This window comes from Diaphorobacter limosus (assembly GCF_033100095.1).
GTDB lineage: Bacteria > Pseudomonadota > Gammaproteobacteria > Burkholderiales > Burkholderiaceae_C > Alicycliphilus > Alicycliphilus limosus.
In genome coordinates, this window is sequence record NZ_CP136921.1 from 1,800,725 (window position 1) to 1,820,040 (window position 19,316).

At 67.7% G+C, this 19,316-nt stretch carries 23 protein-coding genes; 10 read left to right on the forward strand and 13 right to left on the reverse strand.

Features of this window, described 5'->3' with window-relative positions; translation table 11 throughout:
* Positions 1-28: 28 nt before the first annotated feature.
* Together P4826_RS08675 and P4826_RS08680 are read left to right on the forward strand one after the other, a co-directional pair.
* Positions 29-787 (forward strand): HesA/MoeB/ThiF family protein, encoded by a 759-nt coding sequence (locus P4826_RS08675; protein WP_317703442.1) that lies wholly within the window; start codon positions 29-31, stop codon positions 785-787.
* 106 nt (positions 788-893) lie between these two features.
* Positions 894-1,313, forward strand: a complete 420-nt coding sequence (locus P4826_RS08680; protein ID WP_317703443.1) for a response regulator — start codon at positions 894-896, stop codon at positions 1,311-1,313.
* Here the strand turns inward: P4826_RS08680 and P4826_RS08685 are convergent.
* Positions 1,291-1,923 carry a response regulator gene (locus tag P4826_RS08685; protein WP_013520242.1) on the reverse strand — a complete coding sequence of 211 codons (633 nt, stop codon included), beginning with the start codon at positions 1,921-1,923 and terminating at the stop codon, positions 1,291-1,293. The genes P4826_RS08680 and P4826_RS08685 overlap by 23 nt on opposite strands.
* 109 nt (positions 1,924-2,032) lie before the next feature.
* Between P4826_RS08685 and P4826_RS08690 the strand changes: the two genes are divergently transcribed.
* The 4 genes from P4826_RS08690 (at position 2,033) to P4826_RS08705 (ending at position 4,594) form a co-directional block, all read left to right on the forward strand.
* On the forward strand, positions 2,033-3,376 hold the full coding sequence (locus P4826_RS08690; RefSeq protein ID WP_317703444.1) for a sensor histidine kinase: 1,344 nt from the start codon (positions 2,033-2,035) through the stop codon (positions 3,374-3,376).
* 142 nt (positions 3,377-3,518) lie between these two features.
* Positions 3,519-3,683: a DUF1328 domain-containing protein gene (locus P4826_RS08695; protein WP_013520244.1), complete on the forward strand. Its 165-nt coding sequence runs from the start codon at positions 3,519-3,521 to the stop codon at positions 3,681-3,683.
* Positions 3,684-3,748: 65 nt separating this feature from the next.
* The gene (locus tag P4826_RS08700; protein WP_317703445.1) at positions 3,749-4,141 is read left to right on the forward strand and encodes a hypothetical protein; all 393 of its coding nucleotides are present in this window, start codon (positions 3,749-3,751) and stop codon (positions 4,139-4,141) included.
* 138 nt (positions 4,142-4,279) lie between these two features.
* On the forward strand, positions 4,280-4,594 hold the full coding sequence (locus P4826_RS08705; RefSeq protein WP_317703446.1) for a BON domain-containing protein: 315 nt from the start codon (positions 4,280-4,282) through the stop codon (positions 4,592-4,594).
* A 196-nt stretch (positions 4,595-4,790) separates the two neighbouring features.
* Here the strand turns inward: P4826_RS08705 and coaD are convergent, their stop codons facing one another.
* The 4 genes from coaD to P4826_RS08725 all read right to left on the reverse strand — a co-directional run bounded on the left by coaD (position 4,791) and on the right by P4826_RS08725 (position 8,866).
* Complete coding sequence (coaD, locus tag P4826_RS08710) at positions 4,791-5,279, reverse strand: pantetheine-phosphate adenylyltransferase (protein WP_317703447.1); 489 nt, start codon at positions 5,277-5,279, stop codon at positions 4,791-4,793.
* Positions 5,280-5,426: 147 nt separating this feature from the next.
* Positions 5,427-6,044 (reverse strand): 16S rRNA (guanine(966)-N(2))-methyltransferase RsmD, encoded by a 618-nt coding sequence (gene rsmD / locus P4826_RS08715; RefSeq protein WP_317703448.1) that lies wholly within the window; start codon positions 6,042-6,044, stop codon positions 5,427-5,429.
* Positions 6,041-7,399 carry a M16 family metallopeptidase gene (locus tag P4826_RS08720; protein ID WP_317703449.1) on the reverse strand — a complete coding sequence of 453 codons (1,359 nt, stop codon included), beginning with the start codon at positions 7,397-7,399 and terminating at the stop codon, positions 6,041-6,043. The genes rsmD and P4826_RS08720 overlap by 4 nt, the downstream gene beginning before the upstream one ends.
* A gap of 15 nt (positions 7,400-7,414) precedes the next feature.
* Entirely contained in the window at positions 7,415-8,866 is a 1,452-nt protein-coding gene (locus P4826_RS08725; protein WP_317703450.1) for a M16 family metallopeptidase, read from the reverse strand.
* Between the two features lie 30 nt (positions 8,867-8,896).
* Here P4826_RS08725 and ftsY point away from each other — a divergent pair, with 30 nt between their 5' ends.
* A complete protein-coding gene (gene ftsY / locus P4826_RS08730) occupies positions 8,897-10,039 on the forward strand; it encodes a signal recognition particle-docking protein FtsY (protein WP_317703451.1) in 1,143 nt (380 codons plus the stop codon).
* 1 nt (position 10,040) lies between these two features.
* Here the strand turns inward: ftsY and cutA are convergent, their stop codons facing one another.
* From cutA to P4826_RS08745, 3 genes are read right to left on the reverse strand one after another with little or no spacing between them, the layout of a single operon-like run.
* Positions 10,041-10,367, reverse strand: coding sequence for a divalent-cation tolerance protein CutA (gene cutA, locus P4826_RS08735; RefSeq protein WP_317703452.1), 327 nt, complete (start codon positions 10,365-10,367; stop codon positions 10,041-10,043).
* A gap of 12 nt (positions 10,368-10,379) precedes the next feature.
* The gene (locus P4826_RS08740) at positions 10,380-11,591 is read right to left on the reverse strand and encodes an ABC transporter substrate-binding protein (protein WP_425605246.1); all 1,212 of its coding nucleotides are present in this window, start codon (positions 11,589-11,591) and stop codon (positions 10,380-10,382) included.
* 42 nt (positions 11,592-11,633) lie between these two features.
* Entirely contained in the window at positions 11,634-12,698 is a 1,065-nt protein-coding gene (locus P4826_RS08745) for an alcohol dehydrogenase (RefSeq protein WP_317703454.1), read from the reverse strand.
* Positions 12,699-12,907: 209 nt separating this feature from the next.
* Here P4826_RS08745 and rpoH point away from each other — a divergent pair, with 209 nt between their 5' ends.
* Complete coding sequence (gene rpoH, locus P4826_RS08750) at positions 12,908-13,843, forward strand: RNA polymerase sigma factor RpoH (RefSeq protein WP_317703455.1); 936 nt, start codon at positions 12,908-12,910, stop codon at positions 13,841-13,843.
* A 79-nt stretch (positions 13,844-13,922) separates the two neighbouring features.
* Positions 13,923-14,930, forward strand: coding sequence for a Bug family tripartite tricarboxylate transporter substrate binding protein (locus P4826_RS08755; protein ID WP_317703456.1), 1,008 nt, complete (start codon positions 13,923-13,925; stop codon positions 14,928-14,930).
* Between the two features lie 7 nt (positions 14,931-14,937).
* Here P4826_RS08755 and P4826_RS08760 read toward each other — a convergent pair whose 3' ends face one another.
* Genes P4826_RS08760 through P4826_RS08780 form a run of 5 tightly spaced genes read right to left on the reverse strand, consistent with a single transcriptional unit; the run spans position 14,938 to position 19,085 of the window.
* Positions 14,938-15,549, reverse strand: a complete 612-nt coding sequence (locus tag P4826_RS08760) for an SCO family protein (RefSeq protein ID WP_317703457.1) — start codon at positions 15,547-15,549, stop codon at positions 14,938-14,940.
* A 9-nt stretch (positions 15,550-15,558) separates the two neighbouring features.
* Positions 15,559-16,503, reverse strand: coding sequence for a heme o synthase (gene cyoE / locus P4826_RS08765; RefSeq protein WP_425605247.1), 945 nt, complete (start codon positions 16,501-16,503; stop codon positions 15,559-15,561).
* Positions 16,500-17,672 (reverse strand): COX15/CtaA family protein, encoded by a 1,173-nt coding sequence (locus tag P4826_RS08770; protein ID WP_317703458.1) that lies wholly within the window; start codon positions 17,670-17,672, stop codon positions 16,500-16,502. Before P4826_RS08770 ends, cyoE begins: the two co-directional genes overlap by 4 nt.
* Positions 17,669-18,367: an SCO family protein gene (locus tag P4826_RS08775; protein ID WP_317703459.1), complete on the reverse strand. Its 699-nt coding sequence runs from the start codon at positions 18,365-18,367 to the stop codon at positions 17,669-17,671. The genes P4826_RS08770 and P4826_RS08775 overlap by 4 nt, the downstream gene beginning before the upstream one ends.
* Positions 18,309-19,085 (reverse strand): SURF1 family protein, encoded by a 777-nt coding sequence (locus P4826_RS08780; RefSeq protein WP_317703744.1) that lies wholly within the window; start codon positions 19,083-19,085, stop codon positions 18,309-18,311. Before P4826_RS08780 ends, P4826_RS08775 begins: the two co-directional genes overlap by 59 nt.
* On the opposite strand from P4826_RS08780, the gene P4826_RS08785 reads away from it, so the two are divergent.
* The gene (locus P4826_RS08785) at positions 19,075-19,308 is read left to right on the forward strand and encodes a twin transmembrane helix small protein (protein WP_317703460.1); all 234 of its coding nucleotides are present in this window, start codon (positions 19,075-19,077) and stop codon (positions 19,306-19,308) included. The two genes, P4826_RS08780 and P4826_RS08785, sit on opposite strands and share 11 nt — an antisense overlap.
* Positions 19,309-19,316 lie beyond the last annotated feature (8 nt).

Here is a 19,316-nt window from a genome sequence, read left to right on the forward strand (position 1 = left end):
GCCCGGCCTTTTTCACGCCCGCCACGCCATGAACGACGACCAACTCCTGCGCTACTCGCGCCACATACTGCTCGACGAGATCGGCATCGAGGGGCAGGAACGCATCCTGGCCGCGCATGTGCTGATCGTGGGCGCCGGCGGTCTGGGCTCACCGGCGGCGCTGTTCCTGGGCTCGGCCGGCGTGGGGCGCCTCACGCTGGTCGACGACGACGTGGTCGATCTGACCAACCTGCAGCGCCAGATCGCCCACACCACGGAACGCGTGGGCAGCCCCAAGGTGGACTCCATCGCCCAGGCGGTGCACGCCATCAACCCGCTGGTGGCGATAGACACGGTATGCCAGCGCGTGGACGCCGCAGCGCTGGATGCGCTGGTGGCGCATGCCGACGTGGTGCTCGATTGCAGCGACAACTACCGCACGCGCCAGGCCATCAATGCGGCCTGCGTGCGCCAGCGCCGGCCGCTGGTGGCGGGCGCTGCCATCCGCTTTGACGGCCAGATCTCGGTCTACGATCCGCGCGGCGCGGACCAGCCCTGCTACGCCTGCCTGTTCCCGCCCGACGCCCAATTCGAAGAGGTGGCCTGCTCCACCATGGGCGTGTTCGCCCCCATGGTCGGCATCATTGGCAGCATGCAGGCGGCCGAGGCCCTGAAACTCATCACTGGCGTCGGCCGCTCGCTGGCCGGGCGTCTGCTGATGCTGGACGGGCGCGACATGCAATGGACCGAGATGCGCACCCAGCGCGACCCGGATTGCCCCGTCTGCGCGACACCAGCGCACAGGTAGGAACGCACCTACGGCCACCGCCCGCAACTGCCGGCAAGCACGCAGCCCGAGTGCTTCTACAGTAGCGCCCTGGCCTATTCGCTCCTGCGCCAGGCAGGAAAACCCCGTGAAACTGCGCACCTACATCGTCGAAGACAACGCCACCATCCGCGAGAACCTGATTGGCACGCTGGAGGAGCTGGCCGAGGTGCAGGCCATAGGCTGCGCCGAGACCGAGGATGAGGGCAAGGCGTGGCTCACCGCGCACGCCGCGCAGTGGGACCTGGCCATCGTCGACCTGTTTCTGCGCCAGGGCAGCGGCCTGGGCGTGCTGGCCGCATGCCGCGACCGCGCAAGCGAGCAGAAGATGGTGGTGCTCAGCAACTACGCCACGCCCGACGTGCGCATGCGCTGCGCGCAGCTCGGCGTGGACGCGGTGTTCGACAAGTCCAACGAGATCGATGCGCTGGTGGACTACTGCATCGTGCATGGCACGCAGCGCGCGGCCGCCGCCGGGGCGCCGGTCAATCGATCAGCCTGTTCTTGAGCGCGTAATAGGTGAGGTCGCTGTTGGACGACAGCCCCATCTTCTCCATGAGCCGCGTGCGGTAGGTGCTCACGGTCTTGACGCTGAGCGACAGGGACTTGGCGATGTCCCCGGCCGTCTCGCCCCGGGCGAGCTTGAGGAACACCTGGAACTCGCGCTCTGACAGCTGCTCGTGCGGCGGCGCGTCGCCCTTGCGGTTGAGCTGCTGCGCCAGCAGCTCGGCCACGGCCGGCGTCAAATAACGGCGCCCCAGGGCAATGGCACGGATGGCCTCGACGATCTCCTTGGGGTCGCATTCCTTGTTGAGGTAGCCGCTCGCGCCCTGGCGGATCAAGTTGATGGCGTAATGCTCCTCCGGGTAGCCGCTCAGGATCAGGATGCCCATGTCCGGCGCCTTGGCGCGCAGCATGGCCAGCGCATCCAGGCCGCTTTGCCCGGGCATGGACAGGTCCATCACCAGCACGTCGATCTCCTGCGCGCGCACCAGGTCGATGGCCTCGCGGCCATTCGCGGCCTCGCCCACCACGCGCAGGTCCACGTGCTCGGAGAAAAACTGCCGCAGACCGGAACGCACTATCGCGTGGTCATCCACAATGCCGATCTTGATCATCTAACCCTCTTTCAGGATTGCCGGACGCGGTGCCAACCATGACACCTCAGTAACGTTACAGGGTGATGATATGCAATTCGGCCCACCACCACCCTGGAGAAGCTCGAACATGATCTGGTCCCGCTTGCGCAAGATGGCCATCAGCCTGCCGGCAGCCCTGCTGGCGGTGGTCCTGCTGGTCGGCATCAACGAGACCGGGTACATGCGCTCGCACGATGCCGTCGGGGACTTGGCCCGCTCGCACGCCACACGCACCGCGCTGGACCGGCTGCTGCAGAACATGCTGAACGCCGAGACCGGCCTGCGCGGCTACCTCCTGACCGGAGACGACCGCTACCTGCAGCCCTACAACGAGGCCGTGGCCACGATCAACTCCAACCTCGACGAGCTGCGCCAGACCTACCAGCGGCTGCCGCAGGACCAGGCCGACTTCGCGCAGCTGTCGCAGCAGATCGCGCGCAAGCTGTCCGAGCTGGACCTGACCCTGAACCTGCGGCGCCAGAACAACGACGACGCCTGGAAGTTCGTTCTGTCCACCGACGTGGGCAAGGACAACATGGACGCCATACGCGCCATTGCCGCCCGCCTGGTCGAGCGCAGCGCGCAACAGGCGCAGGGCAGCACGCAGGAAATCCTGCACTCCCTGATGCTCTCGCGCATCGGCATCGCCACCGTGGCCGTGATTGGCCTGCTGGCCTTCTACATGTACCTGCGCCAGACCAATGCGCTGCAGGAGGCCAACGAGCGCGAACAAGAGGTGCTGGCGCACGAGCGCGACCGCCTGGAGCAGCTGGTGCGCGAGCGCACGGCCTCGCTGTCGGCACTGGCCAACCACCTGCAGCAGGTGCGCGAGGACGAACGCGCGCACCTCGCGCGCGAACTGCACGACGAGCTCGGCGCGCTGCTCACGGCCGCCAAGCTGGACGTGGCCCGGCTCAAGTCCAGGATCGACATGCAGGTGCCCGAGCATGCCGAGCGCATCCAGCACCTCACGGAAACGCTCAACAACGGCATCGCCCTCAAGCGCCGCATCATCGAGAACCTGCGCCCGTCCTCGCTGTCCAACCTGGGCCTGACGGCCTCGCTGGAAATCCTGACGCGCGACTTCGCCCAGAGCAGCAACGTGCAGGTGGAGATCAGCCTGGAGGAGGCTCACCTGTCCGACACGGCGCAGCTCACCGTCTACCGCCTGGTGCAGGAGTCGCTCACCAACATCGGCAAGTACGCCAACGCCCGCAAGGTGCTGGTGTGCGTGCACAACCACACCAACCACGTCTCGGTGCAGGTACGCGACGACGGCGCGGGCTTCGACACCACGCGCATCCGCGCCGACGCCCATGGCCTGCTGGGCATGCGCCACCGGGTCGAGGCCGCGGGCGGGAGTCTCACCGTGAGCTCCACCCCCGGCGAGGGCACCCTGGTCAGCGCCGTGCTGCCCCACCGGATCGCCTGAGCCGGTTCGGCGGCGTCCTACACCAGTGCACGCCCGCCACCTGCCCCCGCGCGGCGACTCCCACACTTAGAGTTCAGGTATGCGCTCCGGCGCATGCACAAACCGCGGGGCGCCATGCGCCCGTGCACAAAAGGAGTTGCTCATGTTGCACTACGCAGTGGTATTCCTGGTCATCGCCCTGGTGGCCGCAGTCTTCGGCTTCGGCGGCATCGCCGCAGGCGCCGTGGGCATCGCCAAGGTCCTGTTCTTCGTCTTCGTGATCATGGCCGTGGTGAGCTTCATCATCGGCCTGCTGAAGAAGAACTAGGACCGAACCCGCATCACTCGCAGGCAGACGCCTGTGCCTCGCATCTTCCCTGAAAGGACGCATTCGTGACAGTTCAGACCACGACCAAGAAAGCATTGGAGACGGCGCACCAGGCCGCAGACGACATCCTCGACGGCGCCAGCGATACCGTGCAGTCCGCACGCGACATGGCCAACCACTCGCTGGACAAGGCCGACAGCCGCATACACCACCTGCGCCAGGACATGGACCCGCGGATAGACGACATCGCGGCCAAGGCCCAGGACCTCGCCAGCCGCGGCATCGCCTACTGCGCCAACACGAGCGACCGGGCCCGCCGCCAGCTCCGGCAGGCGGCCGACACCACCACCCGCTACGTGTCCGAGAAGCCCGGCACCTCGCTGCTGATCGCCGCTGCCGCTGGCGCAGCCTTCGCCACCGCCGTCATGCTGGCGCGCCGCAGCGGCGAGCGGCACTGAACGGGCCCGCCATCACGGCGCAACAGGCGCCAGCCGATCGGGCAGATCACAACCCCACGCGGCCAGGAGGGTGCAACAGGCCGCGAGGGATTCCTCCAAGCACCCGAGTCATCACTCCATAACCCGAAAGGACACAACATGAAATACGCCAGCGCCATCGCCTTCGCCCTGCTGACGGGTGCCACCATCGTCTCCACCGGCTGCTCAGTGGCCCGGGACCAGCAGACGGTGGGCTCCTATGTGGACGACGCCGCCATCACCACGGCCGTGAAGGCCAAGATGGCCGAGGACAAGGGCGTTTCAGCCGCCGCCATCAGCGTCGAGACGCTCAACGGCACCGTCCAGCTGTCGGGCTTCGCCAAGTCGCAAGCCGAGAAGGACCGCGCCGAGTCCATCGCGCGCAACACCAAGCATGTGCGCGACGTGCGCAACAGCATCGTCGTGCGGCCTTGATGTAAACAACCCCCTGAGCGGCTGCGCCGCTTCCCCCTTCTCTCGCATCGCTGCGCGCTGCGGGAAGGGGGACGCCACCAGCGCGGCGGGGCGGCCCTTGCGCGGTGGCTCTGGCTTGGGTTGCGCCGGTTTCATAGGGTGCGTATCACACGACACGCGGTGAGAACCCTATACACCGATTACAGGTGGCGCTTTTTTATGCCTTGGCCACCCGGGCCTGCAGGCGCCGCAGCACGGCGGGCGAGACAAACTGCGCCACGTCGCCGCCCAGCTGGGCGATCTCGCGCACCAGGGTGCTGCTGATGAACTGGTACTGGCTGGCGGGGCTGAGGAACACCGTCTCGATCTGCGGCACCAGGGCGCGGTTCATGCCGGCGAGCTGGAACTCGTAGTCGAAGTCGGTGCCCGAGCGCAGGCCGCGCACCATGGCCGTGCCGCCGCGCGCGGCGGTGAATTCGGTCACCAGGCCCTCGAAGGGCTCGACCTGCACCTGCGGGCAGTCGGCCAGCGCCTCGCGCGCCATGTCCATGCGCTCGTCCAGGCTGAACATGGTTTTTTTATGGTGGGCAATGGCCACGGCCACGATGACGCGGTCGAACATCCGCGCCGCGCGCCGCAGCAGGTCTTCATGGCCCAGGGTGATGGGGTCGAAGGTTCCGGGATAGACGGCGGTGATCTGCGCCATGGCGTGGGCTTCCTTGCAGTGACTGGCGCCCGGTGCGGGCCCCGATGGGGCGGATTATGCAGCGCCGCGAGGCGGGCAGAATTAACAAGCCAAATCGGTCTCTGGCGCTTTATACGCAAGCGCCAACAGCTCATTTATTAATAGCATTCACTGCCGCCGCAGCAGGTGCGCATGCACGGCGCCGGCCTTCAGGTGGCGGTGCAGCACCAGGCCCAGGGGGTTCAGCTCGGCATCCGTCCAGGCGCTGGGCGCCTCCAGGTAAATGAAGCCGTCGGGCGCCACGGCCTGGGCTGCGGCCTGCAGCGCCGGGGCAAACAGCGCGCCGTCGAACGGCGGGTCGATCAGCAGCAGCTGCATGCTGGCCGGCGCGCACTGGCGCAGCGCGGCCACGCCGTCGTCGCGCTGCACGCGCACGGCCGTGGCCTGCAGGCGTTGGCGCAGCAGCTCCAGTTGCCGAACAAGTCCCGCGTCACCCTCCACCAGCAACACACTGGCCGCGCCGCGCGAGGCGCATTCAAAGCCCAGCGCGCCGGTGCCGGCAAAGGCGTCCAGGCAGCGCCAGCCGGTCAGGTCCTGGCCCAGCCAGTTGAACAGGGTCTCGCGCACGCGGTCCGGCGTGGGACGCAGGCCGGGGCGCTCGGCCACGGGCAGGCGCGTGCGCTTCCATTGGCCGCCGATGATGCGCACCTCGCCCGCGCCGCGCGCGGCCCCGGGCTTGGCGGCGGCCTTGGGGGCGGGCTTGGCGCGCCTGGCCGGGCCGCTCAAGGCTGGCCCCCGACGATCACCGTGGCCATGCGCGCGGGCTGCAGGTGGCGCTGCATGGCGGCGCGCACCTCGGCCAGGCTGAGGGCGTTGACGCGCGCCGTCCAATGCTCCAGATAGTCCAGCGGCAGGTCGTTCCAGGCGATATTGGCCACGTTGGCCAGCAGCTTGCGGTTGCTGTCTATGCGCAGCGCAAAGCCGCCTATCAGGTTGTCCTTGGCGGCGCGCAGCTCGGCCTCGGTGGGGCCGTCGGCCACGTAGCGCGCCAGCGTGTCATGCGCCACCTGCACGGCTTCGGCCGCCTGGTCCGGGCGCGTCTGCAGGCCGATGACGAAGCCGCCCCGGTTCAGCCCCGGCGAGAAGTCGCTGTATACGCTGTAGGACAGGCCGCGCTTTTCGCGCACCTCCTGCGTCAGGCGCGAGGTAAAACCCCCGCCGCCCAGGATATGGTTGCCCACCAGCAGGGCCAGAAAGTCCGGGTCGCGCCGCGCAATGCCCAGCTGGCCGATCAGCACCTGGGCCTGGGCGGCGGCGAAGGGGATGTCCTCGCGCACGGCCTTTTGCAGCGGCTGGGCATCGGGCACGGCGGGCAGCGGCGCGCAGTCGGCAGCGCCGCGCGCGGGTAGGCGCGCCAGCAGCCGCTGCACCAGGGCCTGGGCCTGGACGCGGTCGAGCGCGCCGACGATGCTCACGCGCGCGCGGCAGGCGGCCACGTTGCGCTCATGGAAGGCCTGCAGGTCTGGCACTTCAATGCGCGCCAATGTCTCTTCGCTGGGCTTCTGGCCATAGGGGTGGTCGCCATAAATGGCGCTGCCAAAGGCCTTGGCCGCCACCGGGCCGGGGCGGGTGTAGGACTCCTTGATGGCCGCGCTCCAGCGCGCGCGCTCGCTGGCCCACACGGCGGGCGGAAAGCTGGGCTGGGCGATCTGGCGCGCGGCCAGCTGGGCGGCGCGCTCCAGCAGGTCGGGCTCGGTGAGCGAGCGCAGCGCGTACTGGAAGCTGTCGCGCCCGGCCTGGGCGCCAAAGCTCGCGCCCAGATCGGCCCAGGCCTCGCCCAGGTCGTTTTCGTCCATGGCGGCCTCGTTGGCCGCGCCGGCCGCCACGCCCTTGGCGCTCATCAGCGCGGCGGCGGCGGCCAGGCCGGCCTGGGGCGCGGGGTCGCGGCGCGAGCCGGCATCAAAGTCGATCTGCACATCGACCATGGGAATGGCCGGGCTGTGCACCAGCCAGACGCGCGCGCCGCTGGCGTCCGTCCAGTGCTGTATCGGCAGCAGCGCCCAGGCGTTTTGCAAGCCAAACAAGGCTCCAGCGCTTACCAGTAAAGCGCGAGCAGCTATCTTTTTCATAGAAATATTCATGATTCGCCGCCCCGGTCAGTGCATGCGTGTGCCATCGGCGGGCTTGGGTGCGGCGCGCTTGGCGCCTGCCGCCAGCGGCTGGGGCAAGAGCGTGGCCACGGTGAGCTGGTCGTCGCCAAAGTAGCGCGCGGCGACGGCCTGCACCTGCTCGGGCGTGACGGCACGCAGCAGCCTCAAAAGGCGTTCGTCGGCGTCCAGCGGCAGGCCCTGCACCCAGTTGCTGCCCAGATCGCTGGCCTGGCTGTAGAGCGAGTCGCGCGCGTAGATGGTGGAGGCCGCCCACTGCGTCTTCACGCGCGAGAGTTCGGCCTCGCTCACGCCTTCGCGTGCCACGCGCTCGAGCTGCGCACGCAGCGCGGCCTCGACTTGGGCTGCCGTCTTGCCGGCTGCCGGCACGCCGGTCAGCATGAACAGCGCCGGCCCGCGGCCGAACACCGAGGCATGGCTGTCAGCGCTGTCGGCCACGCGCTCGGCGCCTTGCGTCAGCGCCCGCTCCAGGCGCGCGCCGTCGTAGCCGCTGAGCACGGCCGACAGCACCATCAGGGCCAGGCCGTCGCGGTCGCCGTCCTGCATGTCCTCGATGCGCTCCACGCCCGGCACATGGAAGGCCAGGGCCACATAGGCCTGCTCGGCCGGCGCCTTGAAGTCGATGCGGCGCAGGCCCTTTTGCTCGGGCTCGGTGCGGGGCTTGCGCGCCGGCAGCGCGCGCGCGGGAATGGCGCCATAGGTCTTTTGCGCCAGCGCCAGCACCTGCTGCGGGTCCACGTCGCCCGCGACCACCACGGCGGCATTGCCCGGCGCGTACCACTGGCGGTAGAACTGGCGCGCGTCGTTGGCGGTCAGAGAGTCCAGGTCGCTCATCCAGCCCACCACCGGGCGGCGGTAGGGCGAAGCGATGAAGGTGGCGGCGTACAGCTGCTCGATCAGCGCGGCGCGCGGCTGATCCTCGGTGCGCATGCGGCGCTCCTCCTTGACCACCGCCAGCTCCTTGGTGAACTCGGCGTCCGGCCACTGGTTGTGGGCAAAGCGGTCGGACTCCAGCCGCATCACGTCGGCCAGCCGATTGGCCGGAATCTGCTGGTAGTAGCCGGTGTAGTCGCGGCTGGTGAAGGCGTTCTCCTGGCCGCCCAGAGCCGCGACACGGCGCGAGAACTCGCCGGGCGCCAGCTTCTTCGTGCCCTTGAACATCATGTGCTCGAGCACATGGGCCACGCCCGAGCGGCCATCGACCTCGTCCATGGAGCCCACGCGCAGCCACACCATGTGCATCGCCGTGGGCGCGCGCCGGTCCGGCTGCACGATGAGCTGCATGCCGTTTTTCAGCGTGAACAGCTGCGCGCCGCTGGCCGTGGCGGCCTGGGCGCGCGCGGCCGCTGCGACGGCCGCGGATGGAACATCTTGCGCGGGGCTTTGCGCCCCGGCATACAGGCAGGCCAGCAGGCCCAAAAGGGGGATAGCGCGTTTCATAGAATGGCTGCGATTCTAAGAACCCAGCCAATGTTCAGTTTTTTCAAGAAAAAATCCACTGCGCCCGCCGAGGCGCCCATCGAGACGCCCGCCGCGCCGCCGCCAGACACCGAGACCAGCGCCAGCGGCGGCGCCATGGGCTGGCTGCGCAAGTCCTTTGGCGCAGCGCCCGCTGACCGTGAGGCGCCCGCCGACCAGGAAGCACCGGCCCTGCCGGCCACCACCGACAGCACGCCGCCCACCGTCGCCCTGCCCACCCCCAAGCCCGAGGGCGAGCGCCAGGGCTGGATGGAGCGCCTCAAATCCGGCCTGCGCAAGACCGGCAGCTCGATTGCCACGGTCTTCACCGGCACGCAGATCAACGACGCGCTGTACGAGGAGCTGGAGGATGCGCTGCTGATGGCCGACACCGGCGTCAAGGCCACGCAGCACCTGCTCGATGACCTGAAGCGCCGCGTGAAGGACAGCAAGACGACAGAGCCCGCCGCCGTCAAGGCGCTGCTGGCCGATGCCCTGGCAGACCTGCTCAAGCCGCTGGAAAAGCCGCTGGTCATAGGCGAACACCAGCCCACGGTGATCATGGTGGCGGGCGTGAACGGCGCGGGCAAGACTACGTCGATAGGCAAGCTCACCAAGCATCTGGCCGACCATGGCGAGACGGTGCTGCTGGCCGCGGCCGACACCTTCCGCGCGGCAGCGCGCGAGCAGCTGGGCGTATGGGCCACGCGCAACACCGTGGAAATCATCAGCCAGGAGGGCGGCGACCCCGCCGCCGTGAGTTTTGACGCCGTCACAGCCGGCCGCGCACGCGGCAAGGACGTGGTGCTGGTGGACACCGCCGGGCGCCTGCCCACACAGCTGCACCTGATGGAGGAGCTTAAAAAAATCCGCCGCGTGGTCACCAAGGCCGAGGCCAGCGCCCCGCACGAGGTGCTGTTGGTAATCGACGGGAACACCGGCCAGAACGCCCTGACCCAGGTGCGCACCTTTGACGACGCACTGCAACTCACCGGCCTGATCGTCACCAAACTGGATGGCACGGCCAAGGGCGGCGTGCTCGCGGCCATCGCCCAGGAGCGGCCGGTGCCGGTCTATTTCATCGGCGTGGGCGAGAAGGTGGAAGACCTGGAAACCTTCAACGCACGCGAGTTTGCGCAGGCGCTGCTGGCCTGACTCACCCGTCCACCTGCTGCGCCACCCAGCCTGCGTAGTCGGCCTCGGCCTCTACGGTGTGGGTCAGCAGCTGCGGCACCTGATACGGGTGCTGCGCGCGCAGCCAGTCGCACAGCGCGCCTGCCGCGGCGGGCAGGGTCTTGCACACCAGGCGCCATTCGGCGTCCTCCTGCTGGGCGCCCTGCCAGACATAGTGCGAGGCGATGGCCTCGACCTGCACGCAGGCCGCCAGGCGCGAGCGCACCGCGCCGGCCGCCAGGCGCTGCGCGTCGGCCGCGCTGGCCACGGTGGTGGTCACGACGGCAAGCGGGTGTGCGGCGCCTGGCATGGGTTCACCGGCTTATTTCTTGACCAGGTAGCAGCTGCTCTTGGCCAGCGGCTGGAAGGCCTTTTCGCCGGCAATGGTGTCCAGCACCTTGTAGTAGTCCCATGGGCCCTTGGACTCCTTGGGCGACTTGACCTGCACCAGGAACATGTCGTGCACCATGCGGCCGTCTTCGCGCACATAGCCGTTTTGCGAGAAGACGTCGTTGATCTTCATCTTCTTCATCTGGCCGGCCACCGCCAGGCCGTCGTCGGTCTGGGCCTGCTCCACGGCCTTCAGGTAGGTGGTCACGGCCGAGTAGATGCTGGCCTGGTTCATGGAGGGCATTTTCTTCATGCGCGCCTGGTATTTTTGCGCCCAGGCGCGTGACTCATCATTGCGATCCCAGTAATACGCCGTGGCAAACACCAGGCCCTGGCCCTGCTCCAGCCCCAGGCCATGGACGTCGTTGATGTACATCAGTTGCGGCACGATGGTGGTCGTCTTGTTCATGCCGAACTCGCGCGCGCCCTTGATGGTGTTGATGGAATCGTTCGTGGCATTGGCCAGGGCCACCACCTGGGCCTTCGATGCCTGGGCCTGCATCAGAAAGGACGAGAAATCACCGGCGTTGAACGGGTGGTAGACCGTGCCCAGCACACGGCCCCCGCCCTCCTTGACGAAGTTGGTGATGATCTCCGAGGTCACCTTGCCGTAGGAGTAGTCCACCGCGATGATGAACCAGTCCTTCTTGCCCTGCTTGAGCACCGCGTCCACGGCGGCGCTGGCAATCGAGTACGAATCCACCGTGTAGTGGATCGCCGTGGGGGCGCAAAACTCGTTCGTCAGCGCGTTCGACAGGGCTCCCGTGGCAATGGCGATCTTGTTGCGCTCCTTGGCCAGAACGTTCACGGCCGAGGCGATGGCCGAGTTGTTCAGGTCGATGATCATGTCCACGCCCTCGGCGTCCCACCATTGGCGCGCCTTGGCGCCGCCGATGTCGGCCTTGTTCTGGTGGTCGGCAAACACCACCTCCACCGGCTTGCCGAGCACCTTGGCGCCAAAGTCCTCCACGGCCATCCGCGCGGCCTCCACCGAACCGCGGCCGCCCGAGTCGGAGTACTGGCCCGACATGTCGCTCAGCACGCCAATCCTGACCCTGTCGTCGGAAATACCAGCGGCATTTGCGCCAAATACCATCAAAATCCAGGTAGTTGTTGCGGCTACAGCTATATTTTTTGAAATCATCCAGGTCTCCTTTGTTGTCGTTTGCAATGGCCAGGCAAGGTTTCAGGCGCCCTCTGGCGTCAGAATCTGCCGCCCCACGGCCTTGCCCTCTTCCAGCGCCACCAGGGCCGTGAAGGCCTTGCTGAAGTGCATGCAGGTGGTGGGCACGCTCTGCAATTGCTTGTCCTTGACCAGCTGCATCAGCTCCTGCAGCTCGCGCAGGTTGCCCACGTAGGTGCCCTGGTAGGTGATGGCGCGCAGGGCCATCGACGGCGTGGGCAGGTCGATATGACCGCCAAACAGGCCGATCTGTACCAGCTGCCCCCCCTTGGTCAGCATGTCGATGCCGGCCTGCACCGTCTGGCTGGAGCCCACACAGTCGATGACGGCCCAGACGGCGCCACCGGCGGCCTGGCGCACCTGGGCCAGATAGCCGTCCTGCCGGGGGTTGAACACGGCCAGGGCGCCGGCCTGCATGGCTGCGGCATGCTTGGTCTCGTCGGGCTCGATAACGATCACGCCGGTACTGCCCATGGCCTTGGCAAGGCCGATGGCCATCAAGCCCAGGCCGCCAGCGCCAATGAGGACGAGCTTTTCATCGCGCAGCACCTGGGGCGGGATTTTCTTCAACGCGCTGTAGGTGGTCAGGCCCGAGCACGCATAGGGCGCGGCCTGCACCGGCGGCATGTCGCCAATGTCCACCAGGTAGCGCGCGTGCGACACCAGCACATGGTCGGCATAGCCGCCGGGCTGGAACACTCCCATGGACTTGCCGGCCAGGCACAGGTTTTCGTCGCCACGCTTGCATACGCTGCACTCGCCGCAGCCATGCCAGGGGAAGACCACGTAGCGCTTGCCGACGGTGACCCCCTGCACGGCGTCGCCCACGGCGATGACCTCGCCAGCGATCTCGTGGCCCATGGTCAGCGGCAGCTTCAGGCCACGGTCGGCCATGGACAGCTTCTTGCCATGGCCCAGGTCGTAGGAGCCATGCCAGATGTGCAGGTCGGAATGGCACACACCCGCGGCCTCGATGCGCACCAGCACCTGGTCGCCCACCGGCCGGGGCGTGGCACGCTCGCTCTTGACCAGGGGCTGGCCGCACTCGATCACGTCATAGCTGATCATCTTGTCTCCTTTGGTTGTCATAAGGGGCTAACGGCACAGTTTATGGCCGTGAAAGCAGGTTGCACCGCCACCAGTCACGTCCGCGACACGGGACATTCCCCCATGACAAGCGACGCGAGATCTTTCCCATACAGGCCGTGGAACTTTGGCTTTAGCACTCGATCACAGAGAGTGCTAACATGAACCCCATGCAAGAAAGGACTTCTGATATGGCTCTCCAGTCTGCATCCGCCGTGACGACCCTGGCACCCGCGAACCCGTGGGCGCTGGTGCCACCGCTGGGCAATCTGGATGCGTATATCTCCGCCGTCAACCGCCTGCCGCTGTTGACGCTCGAAGAAGAGCAGCGCTTTACACGCCAGCTCAAGGACGACAACGATGTCGAGGCTGCCGGGCGCCTGGTGATGTCGCACCTGCGGCTGGTGGTATCTATCTCGCGCCAGTACCTGGGCTATGGCCTGCCGCATGGCGACCTGATCCAGGAGGGCAACGTGGGCCTGATGAAGGCCGTCAAGCGCTTCGACCCCGACCAGGGCGTGCGCCTGGTGAGCTACGCCATGCACTGGATCAAGGCCGAGATCCACGAGTACATCCTGAAGAACTGGCGCATGGTCAAGGTGGCGACCACCAAGGCCCAGCGCAAGCTGTTCTTCAACCTGCGCTCCATGAAGCATGGCTTCAAGGCCGACGCCATTGACGCCGACACGCACCGCGAGACCCTGTCCGAGCACGAGATTGATCTGGTGGCCGAGCAGCTCAACGTCAAGCGCGAAGAGGTGATCGAGATGGAAACGCGCATGGCCGGCGGCGATGTGCTGCTCGATCCCGCACCCAGTGACGACGGCGAGCAGGCCTTTGGCCCCATTGCCTACCTGGCCGACGCGGCCCATGAACCCACGGCCATGATCGAGTCGCGCCAGCGCGACCAGCTGGCCACCGACGGCATTGCCACTGCGCTTGCAAGCCTGGACGCGCGCAGCCGCCGCATCGTCGAGCAGCGCTGGCTGCAGGTGAACGACGATGGCTCTGGCGGCATGACGCTGCACGAACTGGCCGCCGAATACGGCGTGAGCGCCGAGCGCATCCGCCAGATCGAGGTGGCGGCGATGAAGAAGATGAAGCAGGCGCTGGTCGAATACGCCTGAGCAACTTGCCGCCACGGCAGATAATCCAGGCGCGCGGCCCACACGGGCCGCGCGCTTTTGTTGTTCCAGGAGTATTCCCATGTTTCGCTACTACTCCACCCGCCGCAACCTGCTGGCACTGGCTCTGGCGACGGTCTGCGGCTCCGCCGGGGCCGCCGACAAGGGCGCTGCGCCGGAAATGCCCTCCTGGCCTACCAAGCCCCTGCGCATCGTCGTGGGCTTTCCGCCGGGCTCCTCGCCCGACCTGACGGCGCGCACCTTCGCCGAGCCGCTGGCCCAGGCCCTGGGCCAGCCGGTGATCGTGGAGAACAAGGTGGGCGCGGGCGGCAACATTGGGGCAGACGCCGTGGCCAGGGCGCGCGATGGCCACACCATAGGCCTGTTCATCAACGGCAACCTAACGATTGCCAGGCTGCTCAACCCGCGCCTGCCCTACGACCCCGACAAGGATCTGGCGCCGCTGTCGCTGGTTGGCGTGTCGCCGCTGGTGCTGGCGGCGCCCGTGGGCCTGGGGGATGCGACCAGCGACGCGCGCGCGTTCCTGCAGGCCGCGCGCCAGGCCGGCAACCGCTGGAGCTATGGCACGCCGGGCGTGGGCACGGTGGGCCATCTGGGCACCGAGCTGCTCAAGGCGCGCACCGGCATGGCGCCGGTGCATATCCCCTACCCCGGCTACCCGCAGGTGGCGACCGCCATGCTGGGCGGTCAGTTGCAGATGGCACTGCTGCCACCGGCCCTGGCGCAGGCCCAGGAGCGCGCCGGCAAGCTGCGCCTGCTGGGCGTGACCTCGGCCGGGCGCAGCGCGCTGGTGCCCCATGTGCCCAGCCTGGCCGAGGCCGGGGTGCGCGACTTTCAGCTGGAAATCTGGAACGCCTTTGCCGCTCCGGCCGCCATGCCGGCGCCGGTGCGCGCACGGCTGTCCGCCTTGATCAGCGAGATCGCGCGCAGCCCCGAGGTGCGGGCCAAGCTGTTCCAGCAGGGCTGGCAGGCCGTGGGTTCATCCAGCGAAGGGCTGGCCAACCGCATGCGTGCCGACACGGCCGCCATGGGCCGCGTGATCCGCGAGCAGGCCATCCGGGCGGAATAGGCGCGGGTCAGCGCCCTTCATCGAGCAGCGCGCGCACGTCCGCGGCCAGGCTTTGCGCACCTGCGCCGTAGCGGTGGTAGACACGCAAGCGGCCCTTGGTGTCGTAGACATAGCTGCCAGCCGAATGGTCCATGGTGTAGCTCGTCGGTGTCTGGCCATCCACGCGCTTGAAGTAGATCTTGAAGTCCTTGGCCACGGCCACCAGCTGCTCGGGCGTGCCACGCAGGGCGATGAAGCTGGGGTCGAAACTGGCCATGTAACCCTTGAGCATCTCGGGCGTGTCGCGCTCGGGATCGACGGTGACGAAGATGCCCTGCAGCTTGTCGCCGTCGGCGCCCAGCGAGCGCTTGACCTCGGCGAGCTCCGACATCGAGGTCGGGCACACATCCGGACATTGGGTGTAGCCAAAGAACACCACCACCACCTTGCCGGCAAAGTCCTTGATGCTGCGCTCCTTGCCGAACTGATCGGTCAGCGGCAGGTCGCGCCCGTACTCGGCGCCCGTCAGATCCACGCCCTGGAACTTGGGGCCCTTTGGAGAACAAGCAGAAAAAATGCCTGCGGCGCCCACCCATAAAGCGCCGATAGCTATCTTTTTAAGAGTATTACGTTTCAACATGGTTGGAAATCAAAACACATAGTGATCCACCAGCAGCGCTGCAAACAGCAGGCTCAGGTGGACCAGGGAGAAGCGGAAGGTCTTGCGCGCCAGCGCATCCGAATAGTCGCGCCACAGCCAGTAGCCGTACAGGCAAAAGCCCGTGCCCAGCAGCACGGCGGCGGCCAGGTAGATCCAGGAGCTCATGCCATAGACAAAGGGCATGAGGCAGCCGGCAAACAGGATCAGCGTGTACAAGAACACCTGCAGCCGCGTGTATTCGCTGCCATGCGTGACCGGCAGCATGGGCAGGCCGGACTTGCGGTAGTCCTCCACGCGGTACAGGGCCAGGGCCCAGAAATGCGGCGGCGTCCATAGAAAGATGATCAGGAACAGGATCAGCGCCTCGGCGCCCACATCCCCCGTCATGGCGGCCCAGCCCAGCACCGGCGGCATGGCGCCCGAGGCGCCGCCGATGACGATGTTCTGCGGCGTGCGCGGCTTCAGGATCACGGTGTAGACCACCGCGTAGCCGACAAAGGTGGCAAAGGTGAGCCACATGGTCAGCGCATTCACCCACCAGTACAGCAGCGCCGAGCCGGCCGTGCACAACAGGGCCGAGAACGCCAGCGCCTGCCGGTTGGACAGCTCGCCCCTGGCCGTGGGGCGCCAGGCGGTGCGTTTCATCCGGGCGTCGATATGCCGCTCCACCAGGCAGTTGAAGGCCGCGGCCGCGCCGGCCACGAGCCAGATGCCCGCACTGGCGATGGCCATCAGCCCCCACTGCGCGCGGCTGGGCAGGCCGGGCACGGCCAGCACCATGCCGATGAAGGCGCAGAACACGATGAGCTGCACCACGCGCGGCTTGGTCAGCGCATAGAACTGCGCCAGGCGCGACGGCAGCGCCCCGGCACCGGCCATGCCGAATGGGCCGGCGGGCGCCGGCGCGGGGGATGGGGTGGGCGCCAGGCTCATGCAGAAACCCTCTTTGCGGCCGGCTGCCTTGCCTGCACATGGGCTGCCCTGGCCTCGGCCGTGGCGCTGCGGCTGGCAACCAGCGCCCAGGTCAGCACCACCACCAGCGCCGCCGCCCCGCCCGTATGCAGCACCGCCGCCACCAGCGGCCAGTCCAGGATCACGTTGGACAGGCCGGTGAGCAACTGCAGCGCTCCCAGGCCCGCCAGCCAGCGCGCCTGGTCGCGCAGCAATTGCGCGCGCAGCAGACGCCACACCAGGAGCGCCAGCACCAGCAGCACGCCATAGGCCGCCAGGCGGTGCACGTAGTGGATGGCGGTCAGGGCGGCAAAGCCGATCAGGCTGCCGTCCTGCAGATGGCCCAGTTCGCGCCAGATCTGGAAGCCCTCGCTGAAGGCCATCTCGGGCCACCAGCTGCCCTGGCACTGCGGAAAGGTGGTGCAGGCCAGCACCGCATAGTTGGTACTGACCCAGCCGCCAAGCACGCTTTGCAGCGCCACCAGCGCCATCGCGCCAGCCAGCAACCAGCGCAGGCCGCCTGGCAGCGCCACGGGGGCCACGCCCTTGGTGTGCTGCGTCTGGCGCACGGCCTGCAGGCACAGCAGGGCCAGCAGCACCAGGCCGCCAATCAGGTGCAGCGTGACGATGGCCGGAAACAGCTTCATGGTCACGGTGAGCGCGCCAAACGCCCCCTGCAGACAGACCCAGACCAGCGTCGCCGTGGGCCACCAGGGACTGAGCACGCGGTTGGCGCCGCGCTGGCGCCAGGCGCCCACGGTGAGCGCAATAATGAGCACGCCCACGCCGGTGGCCAGGTAGCGGTGGATCATCTCCACCCAGGCCTTGCCATGCGTGACCGGGCCGGTGGGCATGGCCTGCTGTGCGGCGGAGATCTCGGTATGCGCACCCACCGGGCTGGCGCTGCCGTAGCAGCCCGGCCAGTCGGGGCAGCCCAGGCCCGAGTCCGTCAGGCGCGTGAAGGCGCCGAACATGACCAGGTCAAAGGTCAGGAACAGAGTGAGAACCGTGAGCGCCTGCAGGCGCCGCACCGGCGTGCTGCCGCGGCTCCTCCACCACACCCAGGCCAGGGGGCCGAGGGCGATCACCAGGCCCAGGGCCATGACCTCAAGCATGGGCGCCAGATCGTAGAGCGCTTGTGTGTCGTTCATGGTTGCTCCTTGGCACGGCCCGGCTGATCCCACGACGCGGAGGCGCGCAGCAGGCGCTCCAGGTCACGCCTGGCCTGGGTCGCGCCGGCGCCGTCCATGCGCGCCGGAAAGCGCATCATCCACTGACCCTGCGGATCGACCACATACAGGTGCTCGGACAGCCCATGGCCCGCCTGCGGCGCCAGCCACTGCGCCAGCATGGCGTCATCGGCGCGCAGTACCGTCGCCTGCTCCAGCGCCGGGGCGATGTCCGCGGGCAGCGCGGCATCGTCGCTGACCAGCCAGACCCAGTCCAGGCGCTCCTTCTCGCGGCCCATGGCCTCGCGCATCTGACGCTGCAGGTACAGGTTGTTGCGGCAGTCTGCGTCGCAAGCGGCAGCGCCCACGCTGACCAGCAACCACTGGTCGCGCAGTTCGCCCAGTTTGCGCGGCTGGCCATCGAGCGCCACCACCAGGGCCTCGGCCGGCATGGGGCGCTGGGGTTCGACCAGCTCGCCAAAGTTGCGCCGTCCTTCCGGGCGGATCACGTAGTAGGTGAAATACGAGGCAATCACCGGCGCGGCGCACACCAGCAACACACCCAGCAACTGCCAGCGCCCTATGCGGCGCGCGCGCTGCGGCCGCTGCCCCGTGGGCTCAGGCGTCTGACTTGCCGCCAAGGGAGGGTAAACGTCGGACAAATTGGAACCAGACATAAAGAATGAACACCAGGCCGGAAAGCCCGAACCATTGAAACGCGTAGCCGTAATGCTTGTCGACACCGCTGTCGGCAGGCGCCCAGTCGCGCTGCAGCCCATCACTGGCGCCGCCAGTCTGCACCACCACCAGGGGCAGCAGCGGCAGGCCGGTCTCCGCGCCATAGGCAGCCAAGGTCAGATTTTGCCGGATGCGCGAAGCCCCCTCGCCCTCGCCGGCCGGAGCAAACTCATACAGCCGCGCAACTGCGGCGGCCACATGACCATGAATCTGCACATTGCCGGCAGGTGTGACAACGTCGGGCAGACGGGTACGCTCCTGAAAATCGCGCGGCGCCCAGCCGCGCTGCACCAGTACCACGCCTTGTTCGCCCGGCAGGCGCAGCGGCGTCAGCACCCAGAAACCCGGCCGCCCCTGCATCTGGCGGTTGTCCAGAAACACCGTGGCCTGAGGCACCCACTGCCCTTGCAGTTGCACGTTGCGCTGCAGCAAGGCAGCCACGCCACCGACCCGGGCCCGCTCCAGGTCGCGGCCCACCAATACCGGCATTTGCTCGCGCGCGACCAGCATGGCCTGCAAGGCCTGCTTCTGCGCGGCACGCGATAACTGCCAGGCCCCGAGCGTGGCCGTCACCGCCATCGCCACCAGCGCAGCCAGCGTGAGCAGCCAGAAGCGCCAACCGAAACGAGCCTGTGCGGGACTGATAATGGGATCCATGAAAATTTTGGTGGCCTTGGCGTTTCTCGCCATCATCGCAAGCCTGGGATCGGCGCTGTTTTTCATGATGCGCGGAGATGGCAACGACCGCCAGCGCAGCAAACACATGGCGCGCGCGCTGGCGCTGCGCGTGGGCCTGTCGATTGTGCTGTTTTTATGCCTGCTGCTGGCGTGGAAGCTGGGCTACATCCAGCCCACGGGTTTGCCAGCGGTCATGCGTTGAAGCAAAAA

What these genes read in the sequence shown, in the direction of transcription:
- P4826_RS08675 (WP_317703442.1), top strand. Translation starts at nt 29, where the DNA reads ATGAACGACGACCAACTCCTGCGCTACTCGCGCCACATACTGCTCGAC.
- P4826_RS08685 (WP_013520242.1), bottom strand. Translation starts at nt 1,923, where the DNA reads ATGATCAAGATCGGCATTGTGGATGACCACGCGATAGTGCGTTCCGGT.
- P4826_RS08690 (WP_317703444.1), top strand. Translation starts at nt 2,033, where the DNA reads ATGATCTGGTCCCGCTTGCGCAAGATGGCCATCAGCCTGCCGGCAGCC.
- P4826_RS08695 (WP_013520244.1), top strand. Translation starts at nt 3,519, where the DNA reads ATGTTGCACTACGCAGTGGTATTCCTGGTCATCGCCCTGGTGGCCGCA.
- P4826_RS08705 (WP_317703446.1), top strand. Translation starts at nt 4,280, where the DNA reads ATGAAATACGCCAGCGCCATCGCCTTCGCCCTGCTGACGGGTGCCACC.
- coaD (WP_317703447.1), bottom strand. Translation starts at nt 5,279, where the DNA reads ATGGCGCAGATCACCGCCGTCTATCCCGGAACCTTCGACCCCATCACC.
- P4826_RS08720 (WP_317703449.1), bottom strand. Translation starts at nt 7,399, where the DNA reads ATGAATATTTCTATGAAAAAGATAGCTGCTCGCGCTTTACTGGTAAGC.
- P4826_RS08725 (WP_317703450.1), bottom strand. Translation starts at nt 8,866, where the DNA reads ATGAAACGCGCTATCCCCCTTTTGGGCCTGCTGGCCTGCCTGTATGCC.
- ftsY (WP_317703451.1), top strand. Translation starts at nt 8,897, where the DNA reads ATGTTCAGTTTTTTCAAGAAAAAATCCACTGCGCCCGCCGAGGCGCCC.
- cutA (WP_317703452.1), bottom strand. Translation starts at nt 10,367, where the DNA reads ATGCCAGGCGCCGCACACCCGCTTGCCGTCGTGACCACCACCGTGGCC.
- P4826_RS08740 (WP_425605246.1), bottom strand. Translation starts at nt 11,591, where the DNA reads ATGATTTCAAAAAATATAGCTGTAGCCGCAACAACTACCTGGATTTTG.
- P4826_RS08745 (WP_317703454.1), bottom strand. Translation starts at nt 12,698, where the DNA reads ATGATCAGCTATGACGTGATCGAGTGCGGCCAGCCCCTGGTCAAGAGC.
- rpoH (WP_317703455.1), top strand. Translation starts at nt 12,908, where the DNA reads ATGGCTCTCCAGTCTGCATCCGCCGTGACGACCCTGGCACCCGCGAAC.
- P4826_RS08755 (WP_317703456.1), top strand. Translation starts at nt 13,923, where the DNA reads ATGTTTCGCTACTACTCCACCCGCCGCAACCTGCTGGCACTGGCTCTG.
- P4826_RS08760 (WP_317703457.1), bottom strand. Translation starts at nt 15,549, where the DNA reads ATGTTGAAACGTAATACTCTTAAAAAGATAGCTATCGGCGCTTTATGG.
- cyoE (WP_425605247.1), bottom strand. Translation starts at nt 16,503, where the DNA reads ATGAGCCTGGCGCCCACCCCATCCCCCGCGCCGGCGCCCGCCGGCCCA.
- P4826_RS08770 (WP_317703458.1), bottom strand. Translation starts at nt 17,672, where the DNA reads ATGAACGACACACAAGCGCTCTACGATCTGGCGCCCATGCTTGAGGTC.
- P4826_RS08775 (WP_317703459.1), bottom strand. Translation starts at nt 18,367, where the DNA reads ATGTCTGGTTCCAATTTGTCCGACGTTTACCCTCCCTTGGCGGCAAGT.
- P4826_RS08785 (WP_317703460.1), top strand. Translation starts at nt 19,075, where the DNA reads ATGGGATCCATGAAAATTTTGGTGGCCTTGGCGTTTCTCGCCATCATC.
- P4826_RS08780 (WP_317703744.1), bottom strand. Translation starts at nt 19,085, where the DNA reads ATGGATCCCATTATCAGTCCCGCACAGGCTCGTTTCGGTTGGCGCTTC.